Origin of the sequence: Streptomyces sp. E-08, from assembly GCF_049913095.1 — a bacterium.
Classification (GTDB): Bacteria; Actinomycetota; Actinomycetes; order Streptomycetales; family Streptomycetaceae; genus Streptomyces.
Genome location: NZ_CP183971.1, coordinates 46,331 through 62,174 on the forward strand (window position 1 = coordinate 46,331; position 15,844 = coordinate 62,174).

Sequence of the window (15,844 nt, forward strand, 5' to 3'; positions counted from 1 at the left end):
CCCGCCCCGCGTCGCCGCGAGCTGCGCACCCTCGAGGACGGCTCCGACCTCATCCCTGCGCGGCGGCGGCTCGTCGGGTGGATGGTGTCCGGCCAGGGCGTGCGGCTGCTCGTCGGGCCGACGGGCGTAGTCCTCGAGCGGGCGACAGTGGTCGAGCCGCAAGCGGCGCTGAGCGCGTGGCTGCACTTCACGAAGGACACCGGACAGCCCGCCCCGCAAAGCGACGGCCGCACCTCACCCCACCACCCCCGCCCCGAGCCCGGGACGGCGGTCGGCTGACGGACACGTTCGTACGCGAGACCTGCGAACGAGACCGCCGAGGCCGCAAGAGCCGTCCTACCGTGTCGGATCTGCTGTCCCTGGTCCTGGTCGTCCTTGAGGAGCTGACGGTCCGCACCTCGCGGCCGGGGCAGCGGATGCCCTGAAACCCAGGCCCAGACCACACCGTCAAGGTCTTCCTCCGGTGCACGGTCCGGGTACCCCCGGCACCGTCGACGCCGTCCATGAGTCGGAATCCGCCTCAGGATCAACCGGCAGGCCCACGCGCCGGCGGGCCGTGGCCGCCATCACCGTGGCCAGCACCTCACGGGCCCCCAGGGCGACCTTGGCGGCCAGGATGTCGATGGCGGTCAGGGTGTTGTCGGTGGACGCCGCGCTCCAGCCGTACTCGGCTGCGGCGTTCGCGAGTTCGCATGCCGCCTCCGCCGCCCGGTCCGTGCGTTCCTTGATGCCGGGCCACGCTCGCTCCACCAGCCCCATGCCGACGACAACGCCACCAGGGCCATGTTCATGTGTATGCCGGCAGGGGGCACGCTGTCAGGCTGTGGCCGGCCAGACCGGGAGCAGGTAGTGCTCGGCGATGGGTTCGCTGTCCTCCTGGACGCCGTCGGGGTTGATTCCCCGGCAGCGGGCGTGGAAGCGCATGTGGTAGTCGCCCGGGCCGGCGAAGGCGAGGTCGACGTCGTAGACCTCCATGTCTTCGGTCTCCTCGTCGGGTCCCATGCAGGCCGTGAGGTGGGCGGTTTCCGTGGTGGAGGTGTAGTCGAACTCGGCGATGTCTTCCCACGGCTGTGATTCGTCGGGGTCAAGCCGGGTGGGCGACAGGCCGAAGCTGATCACCGCCGTGCCGGCGCTGATCCCCGCGATCGCGACGGCGTGGTCCTTGGCTCCTGCGGCCAGGCCGTTGTTTCCGGCCGCGGTGATCGTCCGGTTCTTGAGGTGGCCGGGGTCACCGTCGCCGAGGACGTAGAACTGGTTCTCCGCTACAGAGAAGCGGTAGGGACCTTTCACTTTTGGCCCTCCAGGAAAGCCAGAACCTCACGGCTAGTTCATGCGGGAGTAGAAGGCGTCGCCTGGGAGGATGCGGTGGGAATTATAGAACTGGCCGAGCTGGTTTCCGCACTGCCGGTTGTGCTCGGCGGCGATCATCTTGCGGCTCTGGGTCTTGCCGAGTACCCTTCCGCCTTCCTTGGCCGACGCGTAGGGGTACTCGTCGCACTGCATCCCCCTGGGCCGGGCCAGGGACGACGGGCAGGTCTTCTGCCGGTTCTTCTTGGCCTGGGCAGGGGTGGTGCAGTGCAGGGGCTTGCTGTAGCCGGGCTTGCCCTCCAGGACGCGCTGGGCGTCGTAGACGCGCCTGGCCATCGCGCCCCACTTCGGGTTCGACCGGCTCAGGGAGAAGTCCGGGACGACTGCGGGATGGACGCAGCCGCGCTTGCCGCCGTTGGTGGCCTTCTCGGAGTCGCACCGGACCGTACCCATGGCCGGAGCCGAGGTCGTCACCGGAACAGCCGGCGCAGACGCGAACGTGAGCAGCAGCACCGGCTTATGGTTGTCGATCTTGCTGCCGTAGCTGGTGAGGGTGAAGTCGAAGTTCGCGGTCCGGTTCAGGGCGACCATCTTCATGACCTGCGCCGAGGGCGTGCAGGAGCGGGCGCCCCTGCCGCACGACACCTTGACGGTCAGGCTGACGGACGCGACCTCGCCATCCCTCTCGCCTGGGTGATCCTGACACTGAAGCTTCCTTCCAGCTGTTGGACTTGCTGTTCAGCTGCTGCGTCTGGGTGGTGACGCCGGACATGAAGCCGGTGGGCCTCGTCCTGTCGTCCCGGAAAGTGATCTCGATACCTCCCTTCGCCTGCCCGAACGTCCGCGTGTACTTGACCTCCGCATTGGCCGCCGCGGAAACGGTCACCCCCATCACCGGGCGGTTCGGCACGACAGGCTCGGCCTGCGCTCCGGGGACTGCGGCCGCCATGACCAGGGCGGCGGAAGCGGAGACTCCTGCAGTGATCAGGCGGCTGGGAAAGGGTGTGGGAACGATGGGATCCCCCGATCGAGAATGCTAGAGCTGCGCTCTTGCGACAGGCGCACGGCGAGGTCATCAGCGAGCTCTTGGCGGGCGGTGCAGGGGCCGGTTTGTTCACTGCTTTCGCCAGCGTCGCCAAGGCGAAGATGGAGGCCACCACCCAGCGCGAGAAGAACAAGCAGGACACCGAGACAGAGCGACTCAGGATCGCACCGCAGGAACGCATCGATGGCCTCCAGGCCACGAGCGGCCAGCTCTCCGCCGCCGATACGGATGACCTGACGCAAGAATGAGCTGGCGACGTCCAAAGCGTCCTGCCGGCCGGCGACGCCCCGGCGGCGCCGAAACCGTCGGCGGTCGCCGAGCGCAGCCCGATCGTACGGATACCGAACTGGTGCTCAGCACAAAGGTGAGATGAGCACACCGGGCAGCTCACCGGCCTCCGCGGCATCCTCGTCGACGCTCACACCGGTGTAGGCGCCGACGGGCGTGAACGCCAGCTTGGGCAGACGCTCACCATGCTCCTCGAAGTACGCGACCACTTCGGCCTCACCAGCCTCGGGCATCGACGGGAACATCGCACCGGCGGCACCAAGGCGCAGCACGTACGTCCGCTCACCGCACGTGCCGTACATCGCGCGGTTCACAAGCGGGGAGGGCCGGCCCGGCTGCCCGGCAGCTCGCCACACGCGGTGCACGCGGCCGGCTCGTCGAGGTCGGCACCCAGGTTGATGGAGAGCTCGATCAGTCGCGCGGCGTCGACCAGCTCGGTCCGGACGCAGGTCAGGGGCGGGCGATGCCTTCGATCTCGCCGAACCGCTGCCCGTTTCCGACGCTGTGGGGTGGCCGCGATGGATTCCGCCGCGTTCTCCGCCGATGAGATGCGGACGCTGTCCCCTCCGGGCAGAGTGGGGAGGAACCGTTCGTACCGAGGAGGTCCCGCGTGGTCCCGCGTGCTGGAGACCGGGACGAAGCGATGCGAGCATTGTCGTGACGTCGGAGTGATCGATGTTCCGCAGACGGCCGGCCGACAACAGCGAGGACCTTCTGGTCCGGCTCGGGTCGCTGACCGCCAGGGCGCGGGAGCTGGCCGAGATGCAGCGTTCCCGTGTCGAGCTCGCCGTGGCCCTGCAGCGCGGCATGCTGCCCTCGGAACTGCCCAGTTTTCCGGGCGCCCGGCTGGCCGTCCGCTATGAGCCCGCCAACCACGGGCTCAACGTCGGCGGTGACTGGTACGACGCCTTCTCTCTGCCCGGCGGGCAGATCGGCATGTCCATCGGTGACGTGCAGGGGCACAACATCGAGGCCGCCGCCTTCATGGGTCAGGTCCGTGTGGCACTTCGCGCGCTGGCCTCCGTCACCGGAGACCCGGGAGAGCTGCTCGGCCGCACCAACGACCTGCTCATCTCTCTGGGCGCCGACCTCTTCGCCACCTGCACCTTCCTGCGGCTCGACCCCGCTGCCGGCACCCTGGAGTGCGCCCGGGCCGGTCACATCCCCCACATCTGGGCCACCACCGACGGCCGCTCCGGCATCGACGACAGCGAGGGCGGGCCTCCGCTCGGTGTGCTGCGCGGCGTCGACTACCCGGCCACGCGCCACCGGCTCACCGCCGACGGGGTCTTCGTCCTCCTGACCGACGGGGTGGTGGAGGGGCCCTCGCTCCACGTCGACGAGGGTCTGGACCGGGTGACGCGGCTCGCCGGGATCACCGCCGTCGCCGGGCTGGACGTCGACGGGCTCGCCACCGCCGTCATGAAGCTGGCGGCCACGGTGGGGCACGAGGACGACGCGGCCGTCCTGGTCGTCGGCCACGACGGCGGTCCGGCCCGGTCGGCGGCCGAGGAGTGAGGGGAGGGGGCTCGCCTCGGGCCGGGTCGGTCCTCGGACCGCCCGGGCCCGTGCCGGACGGCGGCGCCCGACACGCAGGGGCCTTGCCCGGTCGTGGCGGCCCGGCCGGTGTCTGATGGCTGACGTGTTGGATACTCGGCAGTACCAGTCCTCTACTGAGGCGGCTCTGATGTCGCTGGCCGTGGCGGTTTGCTACTACGCGGCCGGACGACTCGGCCTGATGGGACGACTCGTCGTCGAAGGCGTGGTGGTCACCCCCATCTGGCCTCCCACGGGCGTCGCCGTCGCCGCCCTGCTGCTGCTCGGCGCGCGGGTCTGGCCCGGGATCGCCCTCGGCTCCTTCCTCGTCATCGCCTCCCTCACCACTCCGGGGCCCACCACAGTGGTCACCGTGGTCAGCAACACCGTCGCACCGCTCTGCGCCTTCTTACTTCTGAGACGGGCCGGCTTCCGGCGCGACATGGCCCGGCTGTGGGACGGACTCTCCCTGGTCTTCCTCGGCGGGTTCGGCGCCATGATGATCAGCGCGACCGCGGGGGTCGGACTGCAGGTGGCGAAGAGCTCCCTGGACAAGAGCGAGTTCTGGCCCGTCTGGCTGGCCTGGTGGGTGGGCGACACGATGGGAGTGCTGCTCGTCGCCCCGCTCCTGCTCGTCCTCGCAGGGCCGGCCGGACGGTTCCGGGCACGGCGCTGGAAGGAGGCGGCCTTTCTGGGACTGACGACCCTGATCCTCGTGCCCATGGCCGTGCTCAGCCCGATGAGCATGCTGTTCCTCGTCTTCCCCCTGCTGATCTGGGCAGCGCTCCGCTTCCAGCTCGCCGGAAGCATGCTGTGCGCCCTCTTCGCCTCCGTGCTCGCCACCTTGGAGGCGACCTCCGGACGGGGCGCGTTCCTCCACCTCACAGACGTCGAGATCATGGCCAAGCTCCAGGCGTTCAACGGTTCCGCCGCCCTGACCGCCCTGCTTCTCGCCTCCGTCATCACCGAGCAGCGTGCGACCCGCCGGTCGGTGCGCCGCGCCTGCCAGGAACTGGCGGAGGTCCTGGAGCACCTCGCGGCGGGCGAGCCCTCACCGGGTCCACCCGGCGCCGCCGAGAGCCGGACAGCCCCACGCGGTGGGCACCTGAATCCGTGATCCACGCGCCGGTGCCGGCGCAGGGATCAGGAGCCGTACTGCGACTGCACGACATGGGAACTGTCCGGCGCTGACAAGCTGGTGCGTGATGGCGTCGGAGATGCACGGTCCTGAGCCGGCGGCCTGTTCCGTGAGCCTCCGGCGGGACACGTCGACCTGGGCCGTGGCCTGGAGCCGACCCGCGTCCCAGGCGGTGGCCGGCTGTTGTGGGCCGCCCTCCCGGGCGGCAGCGGCCTGCCGCTCCCACGCGGCCGCCTGCCGCGTCGCCCTTCGGGGCCAGCGACGAGCCGACCAAGATCCGGGCCATACGCGGACCAGCCGCCTGCACCGTGGCCGAATGGTGGCCGTTTCCGCTGGTCAGCGGCCGCGCGAGGCGTGTACCACCAGCACTCGAATCTCTTGGTCTCCTACTCACCGTAGAAGCTGGGCTTCTTCTGGCGGCAGCGACAAGGGCGCCTGACCTGGGCTTTCGCCCGGCAGGCGCCCTTGGTCGCGCCAATCAGCACAAGAGGCTTCATACGCTGTACTCCCAGTTCCTCCGCGGCTATCCCACTCCTGACCAGCTCATCCGGGCGAAACGCGAGCCAGTTTGCGGCTCAGCCCGCGCCCATTGTGCGCGCAGGGCCGACCAGAGCATGCTCACGCTCCTCCGGTACTCCGCCGCGTTCCTGAACGATCGACGCCCCGGTCTGCCCGCCGATGCCCTCGCTGCGGGCGTTCCCCGGCCAAACCCCGAGATGCCGGCCGTCGAGTCCGCCCGGTTCCTGGGCCTTCCGGTCGGCCGACATGAGACTCGGACGTCCAGGACCGGTGTCGCTCGCGACCAGGATCCCCGGCCACCAAGGTATTCGCCGACATCGATGTTGTGGTGAGCGGCCCTTCAGCGGGTCGGGGGCCAGCAGCATCATCCGAGGCTCCCGGCTCACGACCGCCGGAGTCCGGGCTCTGGCGGAGATGGAACGACTCGGCATGATCTTCGACGTCTCCCACCTCGGCGCCGCCGGGGTGGCCCACGTCCTCGAACTGGCCACCCGCCCGCTCCTGGCCACCCACTCGTCGGCCCGCGCCCTCCACGATCACCACCGGAATCTGACCGATGACCAGCTCCGGGGAGTCGCCGCCACGGGCGGCGTCGTCTGCGTCAACTTCTTCCCCGGCTTCCTCGCCGAAGCCGAGGAGGACCGCACCCTGGAGAAGCTGGTGGACCACATCGACCTTGTGGCGTCCGTCGCGGGCATCGACCATGTAGGCATCGGGCCCGACTTCCTACGTGAGGTCCTTCTCGACGTCACTCCGCCCTGCGCCGAGGACCTCGACCTCGACGACATCGACCCGCTCGTCACCCTGCCGGGGCTCGACGGCCCGGCAGGCCTGCCCCTGGTGACGGCGGGACTCGTCCGGCGCGGCCACACCGAGACCGGCATCGGCAAGATCCTCGGCGGGAACGTCCACCGTCTCTTCCGCCGCGGAACTGGGGCGCGCCCGATGACGTCCGCAACGGGCACGATTCCCGCGGCCGGCCGACCCGCCGCTGCAGACCCGGCGCCCGTCACCGGCGCGGAGTTCGAGGGCAACGTGAAACTCGGCAGCATGCTCGCCGACCTCGAAGAACTCGTGCTTTGCGAGTAGTTCTCGGCGGACCATCAGGCTGTCGACGCCAGCGCGGGCAACCATGTGGCGGGCGCGTATCACAGCACCCGACTCGTCGGCGCCTCCGTCGGCTTCCTCTCCGCCCCTCCCAGCCTGGCACTGCACTCCCACGTCACCGGCGCGGGCCAGGGGCGGGGCATCGGCTTCGCCCTCGAGCACCAGCGCGACCGGGCCCTCGCCCGCGGTCTGGACCGCATCACCTGGACCTTCACCCTCTGGTCCGCCGCAACGCCTCCTTCAACCTCACCAAGCTCGGTGCGACGCTACCACTCCGGCTTCTACGGCACGATGCGGGACGGGATCAACGGCAGCGACGACTCCGACCGCGTGCTCGCCCGCTGGGATCTCCATCTTGCCTTCTCTGTAGGCCACTTGCTCGGGACAGCTCCACGGTCGCCGACACGGCGTTCTCCCGGCCGTCCAGCTGTCCGGTTGATCAGGGGTGAGGCCAGCCCCACTACCACACGCACAAGAGGAGCGCGCCCGCGGAACGCATCGTCAGGCATCGCAAGCCCGGTTTGACCAGCACCTACGAACGGTGGCGACGCGAGGTTCAGTATGGAGCGAGGAGGAAGGAGTAGCCCGTAAGCACTGCTCCCACAGCGCTTCTTGGCACTGCCCCTCATTCACGCTCGCACGTTGACACCATCCGCCGCCGACCCGCGCTCTACACACGCTTAGCTCGCTAAACTGGGTGTCCGGGTATCTACATGCAGGCCAGCCGTTTGCGCCGGCCATGATCGGCGACCGTGCCAGAGTCCTACTGCCACGGCTGCGCTACCGAACCGTCGGCCTCCAGCCCGAACTTCCTCATGCGCTCGGATCTTTCCGTATCCCCCGTGTGTGCGTGCAGATCCACCAGCCACGTGAGGGCGAGGGGGTTTCCGGCGTCGGCGGACTGCAGGTACAGCCGTTCGGCGCCGTCCGCGTCCCCGGCTTGGACACGGAGCCTGGCCAGTCGCGCCAGGGCCTGATGCTGGCCGGCTTCGGCGGCCCGCAGCGCAAATCCTTCCCCGGCGTCCTCCCGTCCGTGCGTGAGCCATCTCAGTGCCCGGTTGTCCCCGGCCTGGGCAGCCTGCAGTGCGAGTCGTTCCGCACCGTCCGCGTCCTCGGCCTGCTCCCGGAGTTGCACCAATTCCTTGGCCAAGGCCCGGGAGGCTCCGGATCTGGCGAAGTCCAAGGCGATGCGATCCGCTTCTTCCGTCTCCTTTGATTGCTCGCATCGGTGTGCCAGCCAGGCCAGCGCGTCGCGTCCTCCCGCGTCGACGGCTCGCAAGTACAGCCGTTCCGCTTGTCGAGGGTCGCCGTGCCGCTCAAGTCGCTCCGCCAGTTCCGTCAGGGCGTTGGCGTTTCCGTTCTCGGCGGCCCGCAGAGCGAACTCTTCAGCCCCGGAGAGGTCCCCGGCCTGCGCGCGTCGTCGCGCCATCACGGTCAAGGCCTTGGGGTCTCCGGCTTCGACGGCCAGGAGATTCAGGCGTTCCGCACCCTGAACGTCTCCGGCCTCCTGACAGAAGTCCGTCAGCTCCGTGAGCTCTCGTAGGACTTGATGGTCTCCGGCATCGACGATGGGCAGACACAGCCGAAACAGACGTACCGCTTCATCCACGTCTCCCGCCCTCCCGCGATGCTCCGCCAGATGCAGCAGAGCCATGGGGTTTCGCTTTTCGGCGGCTTGCACGGCGAATGCCTCCGCGACAGTGGGGTCCCCGGTCCTCTCGTGCAACTTCGCCAAGTGCACCAGGGACCAGGTCTCGCCGGCGTCGGCGGCTCGCAGATAGAGCAGTTGCGCGCCTCGGGCGTCTCCGGCTTCCTCGTATCGCTCCGCCAACTCACGCAGGGACCGGGCTTGACCGGCGTCAATGGCCCGCTGGTACAAGTGTTCCGCGCTTTGGATATCCCCGGCCTGCAGATACCGCTCCACCATGAGCACGAAGGCCATGTGATCTCCGGCGTCGATGGCCCGCAGATACACCCGTGTCGCAGCGCAGGTGTCTCCGGCCTGTTCACATCGCTCCGCCAGCGGCGTCAAGACCGGCACGAAATGCATGGTCTTTGCCGCTCGTAGGGTGAGCGTTGCCGCCTCGTCGAAGTCACCGGCCTGCTCACGCAGCCGCGCCAAACCGGTCAGAGCCTGGTAATCCTCGCCTTCGGCTGCCCTCAGATACAACCGCTCGGCCCCCTGGGTGTCCCCCGCCTCCAGACGACGCTCAGCCACCGTCGCCAGATCCGCTCGAGCTCCGCGGGCTCCGGCCTCCACGGCCCGTAGCGCGAAGACTTCCGCAGCGTCGAGGTCACCGGCTTGCGTGTGCAAGTCCGCCAGTACCGTCAGCGCCTTGGTGTCCCCGGCTTCGGCGGCCCAGAGGCACAGCCGCTCCTTGCCCTCGCTGTCACCGGCCTTCCCCCGCAACCGCGCCAGGTTCATCAGGGCCTCGGTGTTGTGGGTGGCGGCGGCGCGCCGGGCCAGGTCCTCTGCGGCTTGCGCCTCCCCTGCTTTTTCGCGCAGCAGGGCGAGTTGGGTGAGCGCCTGGGCGTCCCCGTTCTCGCCGGCACGCACGGCGAATGCTTCGGCCGCGTCAAGATCCCCGGCCTCGATGCGAAGCCACGCCAGCTGGGTAAGGGCCCTGGTGTCACCGGCGTCGGCCACGCGCGCGTACAGGCCGGCCGCAATGCGAGAGCGACTTCGCAGGCGGGCCGAGTCCCCGAGCGCGCTGAGGTCCGCTGCACTGCCTGCATGGTCGCGGACTGCTCTCCAGAAGAACTCCGGCGGGGTAGTGCGACGACGCGCGGTGCGGGCGTGGTGGTCGAGGAAGTCGCTGAGGCGATAGACGTCTGGAAGGGCGCCCATGCCTTCCGGGTTGGCCACGGGCTCCAGTGCTGCGGTGATGCCCCTGACCTTCTCCCGCGAGTACGCGAGTGCGTGGGTGAACCAGGTGTCGGGGGCGGCGGCGCGCTGCTCGGCGGTCAGATAGGCGGGAGCGGCAGCTTCGAGGAGTGCGGCCGGCAGGGGCGAGGTGTGGCCGAGGCGCCGGGCGTCCATGGCCGCCGTGATGACGGCTTGGCCGTAGGGCCCGTGGGGTTCGGTGGGCTGCTGATAGTGGTCGACCAGTTGCGGACCGGCCGCGAGGGTCTGGGTGATCCTGCCGTCGGTGCTCGTGGCGAGCGCCGCCACCAGCGAGGGGTCGCGGCTCAGACGCGAGTCCTTGAGCGTTTCGCTGGTGAAGGAGACAGGGACATCGACGAGCAGGGCGTGGTCGAGCAGGGCCCTGGCATTGGGGTGGGCGTCTGCTCCGTCCCGCCCAGGACGAGGGGTGGTGGTGAGGCTTCGGTGGTACTCGGGCCACAGTGTGCCCAGGACCACGAGGGGGCCTGGCTCCTCCAGGATGCCGCGCAGCGCGGCGGCGATCTCCTCTCCCTCCTCAGGGTCGGCCAGGTAGTTCTGTGCTTCGTTGAGCCAAAGGACGGTGCGTCTGCCGAGGGCTTCCGTGTTGAGCACGGCGAGAAGCCCCGCTGCAGTCTTGGGGAAGACCAACTGCCAGCCCGGCAAGCATGTGCGGACGGCCTCGAAAGCCGTGCGGGTCTTGCCTGTGCAGGACGCCCCGCGCACGATCACGAGCATCGCTTGCTCGCTGCCAGAGGCCTTGTTCAGATGATGACGGAGCCGCCGGTCGTGATCGCGTGCGAGGTACTCCGGGAGTGTGAACACCCTGTCGTTGTCACGGTCGTCGGCGCCATGGATGGCGGGGTGGACACCAAGTTGCTCGGCCTTCCACTCCTCGACCGGCCGGGGACGATCGAGCCGCGGGGCGCTGCGTGTGCGGGAGAGGTGCACGTGTACGCGATCGGCTCTGCCGATCGCGACGCTGCCGCCCTCGGCGTGGGTGACCGCGCTTCCCGGGTGCGGTGTGGCGACGGGTGCTCCCGTGGTGGGCTGATGTTGCCCCGGTCCGCTCAGCCCTGCGACGGATCCGGCACCTGAGGGTGGCCGATGTGCGCTCCTCCGTGGATGACACCGGCTGCAACGGAGCCCCCTTCAGCAAGGATGCCGAGGTCACCGCCGACAGCCAGCCCTCCAGAACCGGCCGATACAACGCCTGGAAAACCCTGTTGCCGCAGCAATGCGCGCAATTCCTCGGCGGCCTCGGCGCGTTCGGTGTCCTCCATGCCTTCCAGCAAGGCTTCGATGCGCGCCTGCCATGCAGCTTCCTGTCGGATCCGCACGCGTTCCGTCGTGCTCGACTCGGCCGTCTCCAGTTCGTACGCCGTCCGGTCCAGGCGCTCCAGTTCGGCGCTCTCGCGTTGAGGGTTGCCCCGGCCGAACCATTGGGCCACCCGCTCGCGAAGCCCCGTCCACGCGTCCGTGCCGGCGGCTTGCACCAGTGACGTGCCGCCTGCCGCAGCTATCGCAATCATGGTCTCGGACAGCATCCTTTGCCCTTCCCTGCTCACGAACACAGATCCGCTCTGGGGCACATCTAGCACCGATTCCGATGCCGCGTCACTGGATCAGACACATACGGGTTCTCCCCGGTTCCATGTAGCGGGGGGCGCCGGAGAGGAGGGCTGTGTGGAATCGGGGCCAGACATCGACTTCGGTCACCCGGCCCCCGATCCGTACGCCCTGCGCCCCGCCGTGCCGGCGACTGGGGACCGGTAGTAGGACGGGATCCGGGCGACGCAGGGGCGCGGTTGCGGATTACTTCCCGGCGCAGTGTCGGGTTGGTTCCAGGACCAGTGGATGTGGGTGTTCTGGCCCCCACCCGCCCCTGAACCAGTCAACGTTCTGCTCCGGTCGCCTGCTCGACTGGCTCCGCCGAGTCGAAGCTCGGGACCCTGGCGGCTGTAGGCCGACCGGGTGGATTCGTTGATCTCAGGAAAAGCGATTGTCGACCGATTCGGGAGGCAGGTCGTGATCGATGGGCCGGGAGAGGCGAATCCCTATGGGGTCCTGCCACGCAGGTCAGGGCGGTTCCTGGGCAGACCGAAGCCCGCCATCTGCTTCTCCTCGTAGGTCAGGAAGCCAAGGCTCCGGTAGAACGCGTGATTGCGCTTGCCTTCCAGTGACGACCCGTGGTCTGTGGAGAGGAGGAAGAACCGGCAGTGCGAGTAGCGCTGCACAAGGTGCTCGACCAGGGCTCGGCCGACGCCCTGCCGGTGATGCGCTGGGTTGACCACGACGTCCTGGACGTAGCAGATGTGTTCGTCGCCGGAGACGGTCCGGGCCAGCCCCAGGAGCGTGCCTGCACCATCTCGTGCGGTGATGACCAGGTGAGAGTTCCGCAGGCCGCGGCAGAGCTTGTCGACGTCGGCGCTGTAGCCCTCCCAGCCGACCGAGTCGTAGAGGCTCAGCATCTCATCAGGATCGAACCCATGCTGATGCCTGGCGGCAATGGAGGGAGGGCCTTGGACGGCGGGGCGTCCGAGCCCTCGCTGATCATCAGCGCGTACAGGAGGCCGGCCACGAGGGTGAGGGCGAACTGCATCCCCAGGAAGCCGATCGCTCCGCTGCGGCGGGGAATCCATTCCGAGGGAGGGGAGTTCTCATGCCGGCCTTCCAGTGCCGCACCGCAGGCGATGAGCAGAGGCGCCAGGGCCGTGAACACGAGATGGGCGTCGGGCCCGGGCGCGTGGATCCCCTGTTGGACGCTGATCAGCAGACTGGCTCCGGCGAGCAACCACCAAGCTCGGGGAGCGCCTCGGGACAACGGTGAAGATCGAAAGGATGCCGTGGAGAGGGCCTGTAGGGCGGTGAGATCCGCAGGGAAGGCGAGGGCAGGGGTGTCGTTCTCGCAGTGATCCAACGACGGCATCGTCTTCGAGCACACGAAGCGGGACACCCTGACCTTCCTCGCGGCCAGCGTGGCCGCGCACTACTGGGCGCTGCGCTACCAGCCCGAAGCGCGCTGATGATTACGAAGGCAGGGATAGCGGCCGACCGGCCTGTGGGGCAGAGGTTTGGGCAGGTGCCGAGCCGTCCGGGGAAATGGATTCACCAGAAGAATCGATGCACCTGTACTCGTTTCCCAATTCGGAACAAAGCCAACTGGTCTCAGGGCTGTGACGTCCGCAGCCCGCGGACGCCTTTCAGCTTCGCCCCCGCGAGCTTCGCGCCGGTGATGTCCGCGTCCGTCAGGTCGGCGCCGGTGAGGTTCGCGTGCCTCAGGTCGGCGCCACTGAGGTCGGCACCTCTCAGATCGGCGCGAGGCAGCTCTGCGCCGCTCAGGTCGACGTCGGTCAGCGTTGCCCCCTGCGGCGTTGCCCTTTCCATGGACGCGCATCGGTGCTGGCCTTGGTCGGTCACACCTGTCCCTGCGATCTGCGCGCAGATCAGTGTGTCGGTGAGATCCGCACCGGCCATGTAGGCACCTGTGAGATCCGAGTAGAACAGTTGCGCCTCGCGGAGGTCGGCGCCATCGAGAAGAGCGTCACGAAGGTCCGAATTGGCCATGACTGCGCCGTTGAGGCGCGCAAACGAGAACGCCGCTCCCCGGAAGGCAAGACGGTGCCCCGTCGCGATCCTGAATTTCAGTCCGCGTAGATCGGTGCGCTGCAGCTCGAGTGCCGGTCCCGTGTCGCGGCTGGGGAGGCGGTTAGCCAGTACGGTCATCGCAGCCTGGACTTCAGCGGGCGGTGCGGGCTCTGCCAGCGCAGTCTGTTGCGGCCGTGTGCCTTCACCGGGGAGGGGGGCGTGCTGGCGTACGTAGGCGGCCAGGACCGAGACAACCGTGCTGTGGTCGCGGACGGAGTCCTGCATGATGCGCTGCAGGGCGTAGATCCCTCCCAGGCGCACGTCTATGGATCCTGATCCCAAATTGCCGATCGCGGCGTTGAACCGGTTCGTGATCTGCCCCTGCTCGCTGAGATACGGCGGAGTCGCTCGGTGCCGGGAGTTCGACTCACCTGCACCATGGCACCCGCAGAAGCCTGGACGGGTATGTCGCCACACCGCGAAGACACTCGAACGGGCGCTTGAGTGGCCGAGGCGGCCTGGCCGGTAGCTCCGGCCAGGACGCCTCGGCCAGCTAAGCGTCACAGGGCTGAGTCAGAACCCGTCCGGTCGGCGTGCATGACCGGGTTCCGACAGGAGCCGGGGTCGTGGCCAGTGTCCGCAGCCGTACATGGGGTACTCGAGGTACTTCCACGTCTTGGGGCCGACCTGGCCGTCGGCGGTGAGGCCGGAGCCCTGCTGGACAGCCTTGACGGCGGGTTGTCCCATAAATGATCTTCAGGTCGTTCGGGCATGGCCGGCACCCGCCCACCCCCGCGAGCGGGTCATCGTCGCCGCCAACGCGATCCACGAGGCGCTCGCCGCCTGCCCGTGGATCGTGGAGGTGCTCACCGCCGCCCCGCCGACACCACAGTCCGCATGCACGGTGTCGCAGCAACCGCAGCGGCTCCCCCTGCGGTCTGTGCTCTCTCCGAGGGACAGTCGCGGGTGGCGCATGCCTCCGTCGCCCGGCGGGGCGCGACACTCGACGGATGCTCAGCAGCCTCCGCGACCGCGCGCTCCCCGATCACCAGCGAAGGACACTGGAGGAGCTGGAGGAGGATCTGGACCTGTCGGCCGGGGACACTCGTGCTAAGCAGTCGGCGTTCTGGTCCATGTTGTTCCTGTCAGCTGTCATCGCGGCCGGCGGAGTGCTGACGGATTCGACGGCCACGGTGATCGGCGCGATGATCATCGCGCCACTGTCCACGCCGATCATGGGAATCGCGCTCGGCGCCGTGCAACGACGGCGGTCGACAGCAGCTTGGTTCGTCATCGCCGGCGGGCTGCTGGTCGTGGTGCTCGGAGCCTTGTTCTCGCTCGTGCTGCCCGCCTCCTACGACCTGCTGTCCAACAGTCAGATCTCCAGCCGCACCTCACCCGGCCTGATGGACCTCGTGGCCGCACTCGCCACCGGTTTCGCAGGCGCCCTGGCGCTCTCCCGCCGGGACGTCGCCGCGGTCCTGCCCGGAGTGGCGATCGCCATCTCGCTGGTACCGCCGCTGGTGGTGACCGGCGTCTGCCTCGGGCAGGCAGCGTGGTGGCTGGCTCTGGGATCGTCCGTCCTGTTCGTGTCCAACCTGCTGGCCCTCGTGTTCGCCGGCATGGTGGTGTTCGGAGGCCTGGGGTACGCGACGGCCGATCGCGGCCGGAAGGCGGGCGGCGCGCGCAGGACCTACCTGGCTCTCGGCCTGCTGTTCGGTGCGGTCGGGGTGCTGCTGGCGGCGAACACCGCGGCCACCGTTCTGGTGCAGCTGTGGACGACGCGCGCCGCGAACAGCGCCACGCGGTGGCTGGCGGCATCGCCCGGCGCGTCCGTCGTCAACGTCAGCGCGCAGTCACGCACCCTCTACATCCAGGTCCGTGCGCCGGGAGACCTGCCCCCGGTCGACACGCTCCTCGCCGACCTCCAGGGACAGATCCCCGACGGGGTGCCCGTCGTGGTCGTCACCAACGAAGGCCGTCAGCTCCAGGCCGGGCGTGTCGGAGACTGACCCGTTGTCCGGCCGCGCGAGTCTTCTCGGCTCGGGTTCGCTGCCGTGGCCGGCTTCGGGCTCGACCGCGCTGAGGGGCCGCATGCCTGGACTTGGCTGACGGCGCGGGCCGTATGCCGTTCGACTCGAAATCGGCTCCGCGCGGTGGCACCGCAGGCACGCCGACCCCTCCCCCGTACCCGTACTGAACGCGCCGGAGGTCGCGGTGCCAGCGAGAAGAAGCGCGTCAGGGACGGCACGCCTCGCCGAGTGTCCTGGGCTCGGTCGTGGTCGGTCATCAGCACGCCGATCCGACGGAGCCTGCGCCGGGAGCGTGTGGCCCGCCCCCCCTTCCCCTCGGCATACCGCCAACGGCAAACCCGGATGACGCCCCCGGGCCACGTGCTGAGCCGAGCTGGGCTACGGCCGACGCTCCGGGAGCC

16 protein-coding genes and 1 pseudogene are annotated in these 15,844 nt (G+C 69.0%); 7 read left to right on the forward strand and 10 right to left on the reverse strand.

Annotated elements, in window-relative coordinates:
* Nucleotides 1-81: 81 nt before the first annotated feature.
* The gene (locus ACN9MM_RS00265; protein ID WP_426361686.1) at nt 82-279 is read left to right on the forward strand and encodes a hypothetical protein; all 198 of its coding nucleotides are present in this window, start codon (nt 82-84) and stop codon (nt 277-279) included.
* Nucleotides 280-447: 168 nt separating this feature from the next.
* Here ACN9MM_RS00265 and ACN9MM_RS00270 read toward each other — a convergent pair whose 3' ends face one another.
* Genes ACN9MM_RS00270 through ACN9MM_RS00280 form a run of 3 tightly spaced genes read right to left on the reverse strand, consistent with a single transcriptional unit; the run spans nt 448 to nt 1,905 of the window.
* Nucleotides 448-759, reverse strand: a complete 312-nt coding sequence (locus ACN9MM_RS00270) for a hypothetical protein (protein ID WP_426361687.1) — start codon at nt 757-759, stop codon at nt 448-450.
* A 57-nt stretch (nt 760-816) separates the two neighbouring features.
* Entirely contained in the window at nt 817-1,290 is a 474-nt protein-coding gene (locus ACN9MM_RS00275; RefSeq protein ID WP_426361688.1) for a hypothetical protein, read from the reverse strand.
* Between the two features lie 33 nt (nt 1,291-1,323).
* Nucleotides 1,324-1,905, reverse strand: a complete 582-nt coding sequence (locus ACN9MM_RS00280) for a NucA/NucB deoxyribonuclease domain-containing protein (protein ID WP_426361689.1) — start codon at nt 1,903-1,905, stop codon at nt 1,324-1,326.
* A gap of 453 nt (nt 1,906-2,358) precedes the next feature.
* Between ACN9MM_RS00280 and ACN9MM_RS00285 the strand changes: the two genes are divergently transcribed.
* Nucleotides 2,359-2,601: a hypothetical protein gene (locus ACN9MM_RS00285; protein WP_426361690.1), complete on the forward strand. Its 243-nt coding sequence runs from the start codon at nt 2,359-2,361 to the stop codon at nt 2,599-2,601.
* Between the two features lie 105 nt (nt 2,602-2,706).
* On the opposite strand, the gene ACN9MM_RS00290 is transcribed toward ACN9MM_RS00285, so the two are convergent.
* Nucleotides 2,707-2,955, reverse strand: a complete 249-nt coding sequence (locus ACN9MM_RS00290; protein ID WP_426361691.1) for a hypothetical protein — start codon at nt 2,953-2,955, stop codon at nt 2,707-2,709.
* A 361-nt stretch (nt 2,956-3,316) separates the two neighbouring features.
* Here ACN9MM_RS00290 and ACN9MM_RS00295 point away from each other — a divergent pair, with 361 nt between their 5' ends.
* From ACN9MM_RS00295 to ACN9MM_RS00305, 3 genes are all read left to right on the forward strand, one after another.
* Nucleotides 3,317-4,159, forward strand: coding sequence for a PP2C family protein-serine/threonine phosphatase (locus tag ACN9MM_RS00295; protein ID WP_426361692.1), 843 nt, complete (start codon nt 3,317-3,319; stop codon nt 4,157-4,159).
* 115 nt (nt 4,160-4,274) lie between these two features.
* Nucleotides 4,275-5,294 (forward strand): MASE1 domain-containing protein, encoded by a 1,020-nt coding sequence (locus ACN9MM_RS00300; protein WP_426361693.1) that lies wholly within the window; start codon nt 4,275-4,277, stop codon nt 5,292-5,294.
* Nucleotides 5,295-6,263: 969 nt separating this feature from the next.
* Entirely contained in the window at nt 6,264-6,923 is a 660-nt protein-coding gene (locus ACN9MM_RS00305) for a dipeptidase (protein WP_426361694.1), read from the forward strand.
* A gap of 781 nt (nt 6,924-7,704) precedes the next feature.
* On the opposite strand, the gene ACN9MM_RS00310 is transcribed toward ACN9MM_RS00305, so the two are convergent.
* The 6 genes from ACN9MM_RS00310 to ACN9MM_RS00335 all read right to left on the reverse strand — a co-directional run bounded on the left by ACN9MM_RS00310 (nt 7,705) and on the right by ACN9MM_RS00335 (nt 14,157).
* Nucleotides 7,705-10,773: a hypothetical protein gene (locus tag ACN9MM_RS00310; RefSeq protein WP_426361695.1), complete on the reverse strand. Its 3,069-nt coding sequence runs from the start codon at nt 10,771-10,773 to the stop codon at nt 7,705-7,707.
* Nucleotides 10,774-10,892: 119 nt separating this feature from the next.
* On the reverse strand, nt 10,893-11,369 hold the full coding sequence (locus ACN9MM_RS00315) for a hypothetical protein (protein ID WP_426361696.1): 477 nt from the start codon (nt 11,367-11,369) through the stop codon (nt 10,893-10,895).
* Nucleotides 11,370-11,879: 510 nt separating this feature from the next.
* Nucleotides 11,880-12,293: a GNAT family N-acetyltransferase gene (locus tag ACN9MM_RS00320; protein WP_426361697.1), complete on the reverse strand. Its 414-nt coding sequence runs from the start codon at nt 12,291-12,293 to the stop codon at nt 11,880-11,882.
* Nucleotides 12,287-12,778 carry a hypothetical protein gene (locus ACN9MM_RS00325; RefSeq protein ID WP_426361698.1) on the reverse strand — a complete coding sequence of 164 codons (492 nt, stop codon included), beginning with the start codon at nt 12,776-12,778 and terminating at the stop codon, nt 12,287-12,289. Before ACN9MM_RS00325 ends, ACN9MM_RS00320 begins: the two co-directional genes overlap by 7 nt.
* A gap of 212 nt (nt 12,779-12,990) precedes the next feature.
* A complete protein-coding gene (locus ACN9MM_RS00330; protein WP_426361699.1) occupies nt 12,991-13,731 on the reverse strand; it encodes a pentapeptide repeat-containing protein in 741 nt (246 codons plus the stop codon).
* Between the two features lie 252 nt (nt 13,732-13,983).
* Nucleotides 13,984-14,157, reverse strand: a complete 174-nt coding sequence (locus ACN9MM_RS00335; RefSeq protein ID WP_426361700.1) for a peptidoglycan-binding domain-containing protein — start codon at nt 14,155-14,157, stop codon at nt 13,984-13,986.
* Between the two features lie 34 nt (nt 14,158-14,191).
* On the opposite strand from ACN9MM_RS00335, the pseudogene ACN9MM_RS00340 reads away from it, so the two are divergent.
* Nucleotides 14,192-14,284 (forward strand): annotated as a pseudogene (locus ACN9MM_RS00340) (TetR/AcrR family transcriptional regulator); the annotation flags it as partial.
* Between the two features lie 136 nt (nt 14,285-14,420).
* A complete protein-coding gene (locus tag ACN9MM_RS00345; protein ID WP_426361701.1) occupies nt 14,421-15,422 on the forward strand; it encodes a DUF389 domain-containing protein in 1,002 nt (333 codons plus the stop codon).
* Nucleotides 15,423-15,844: the final 422 nt, after the last annotated feature.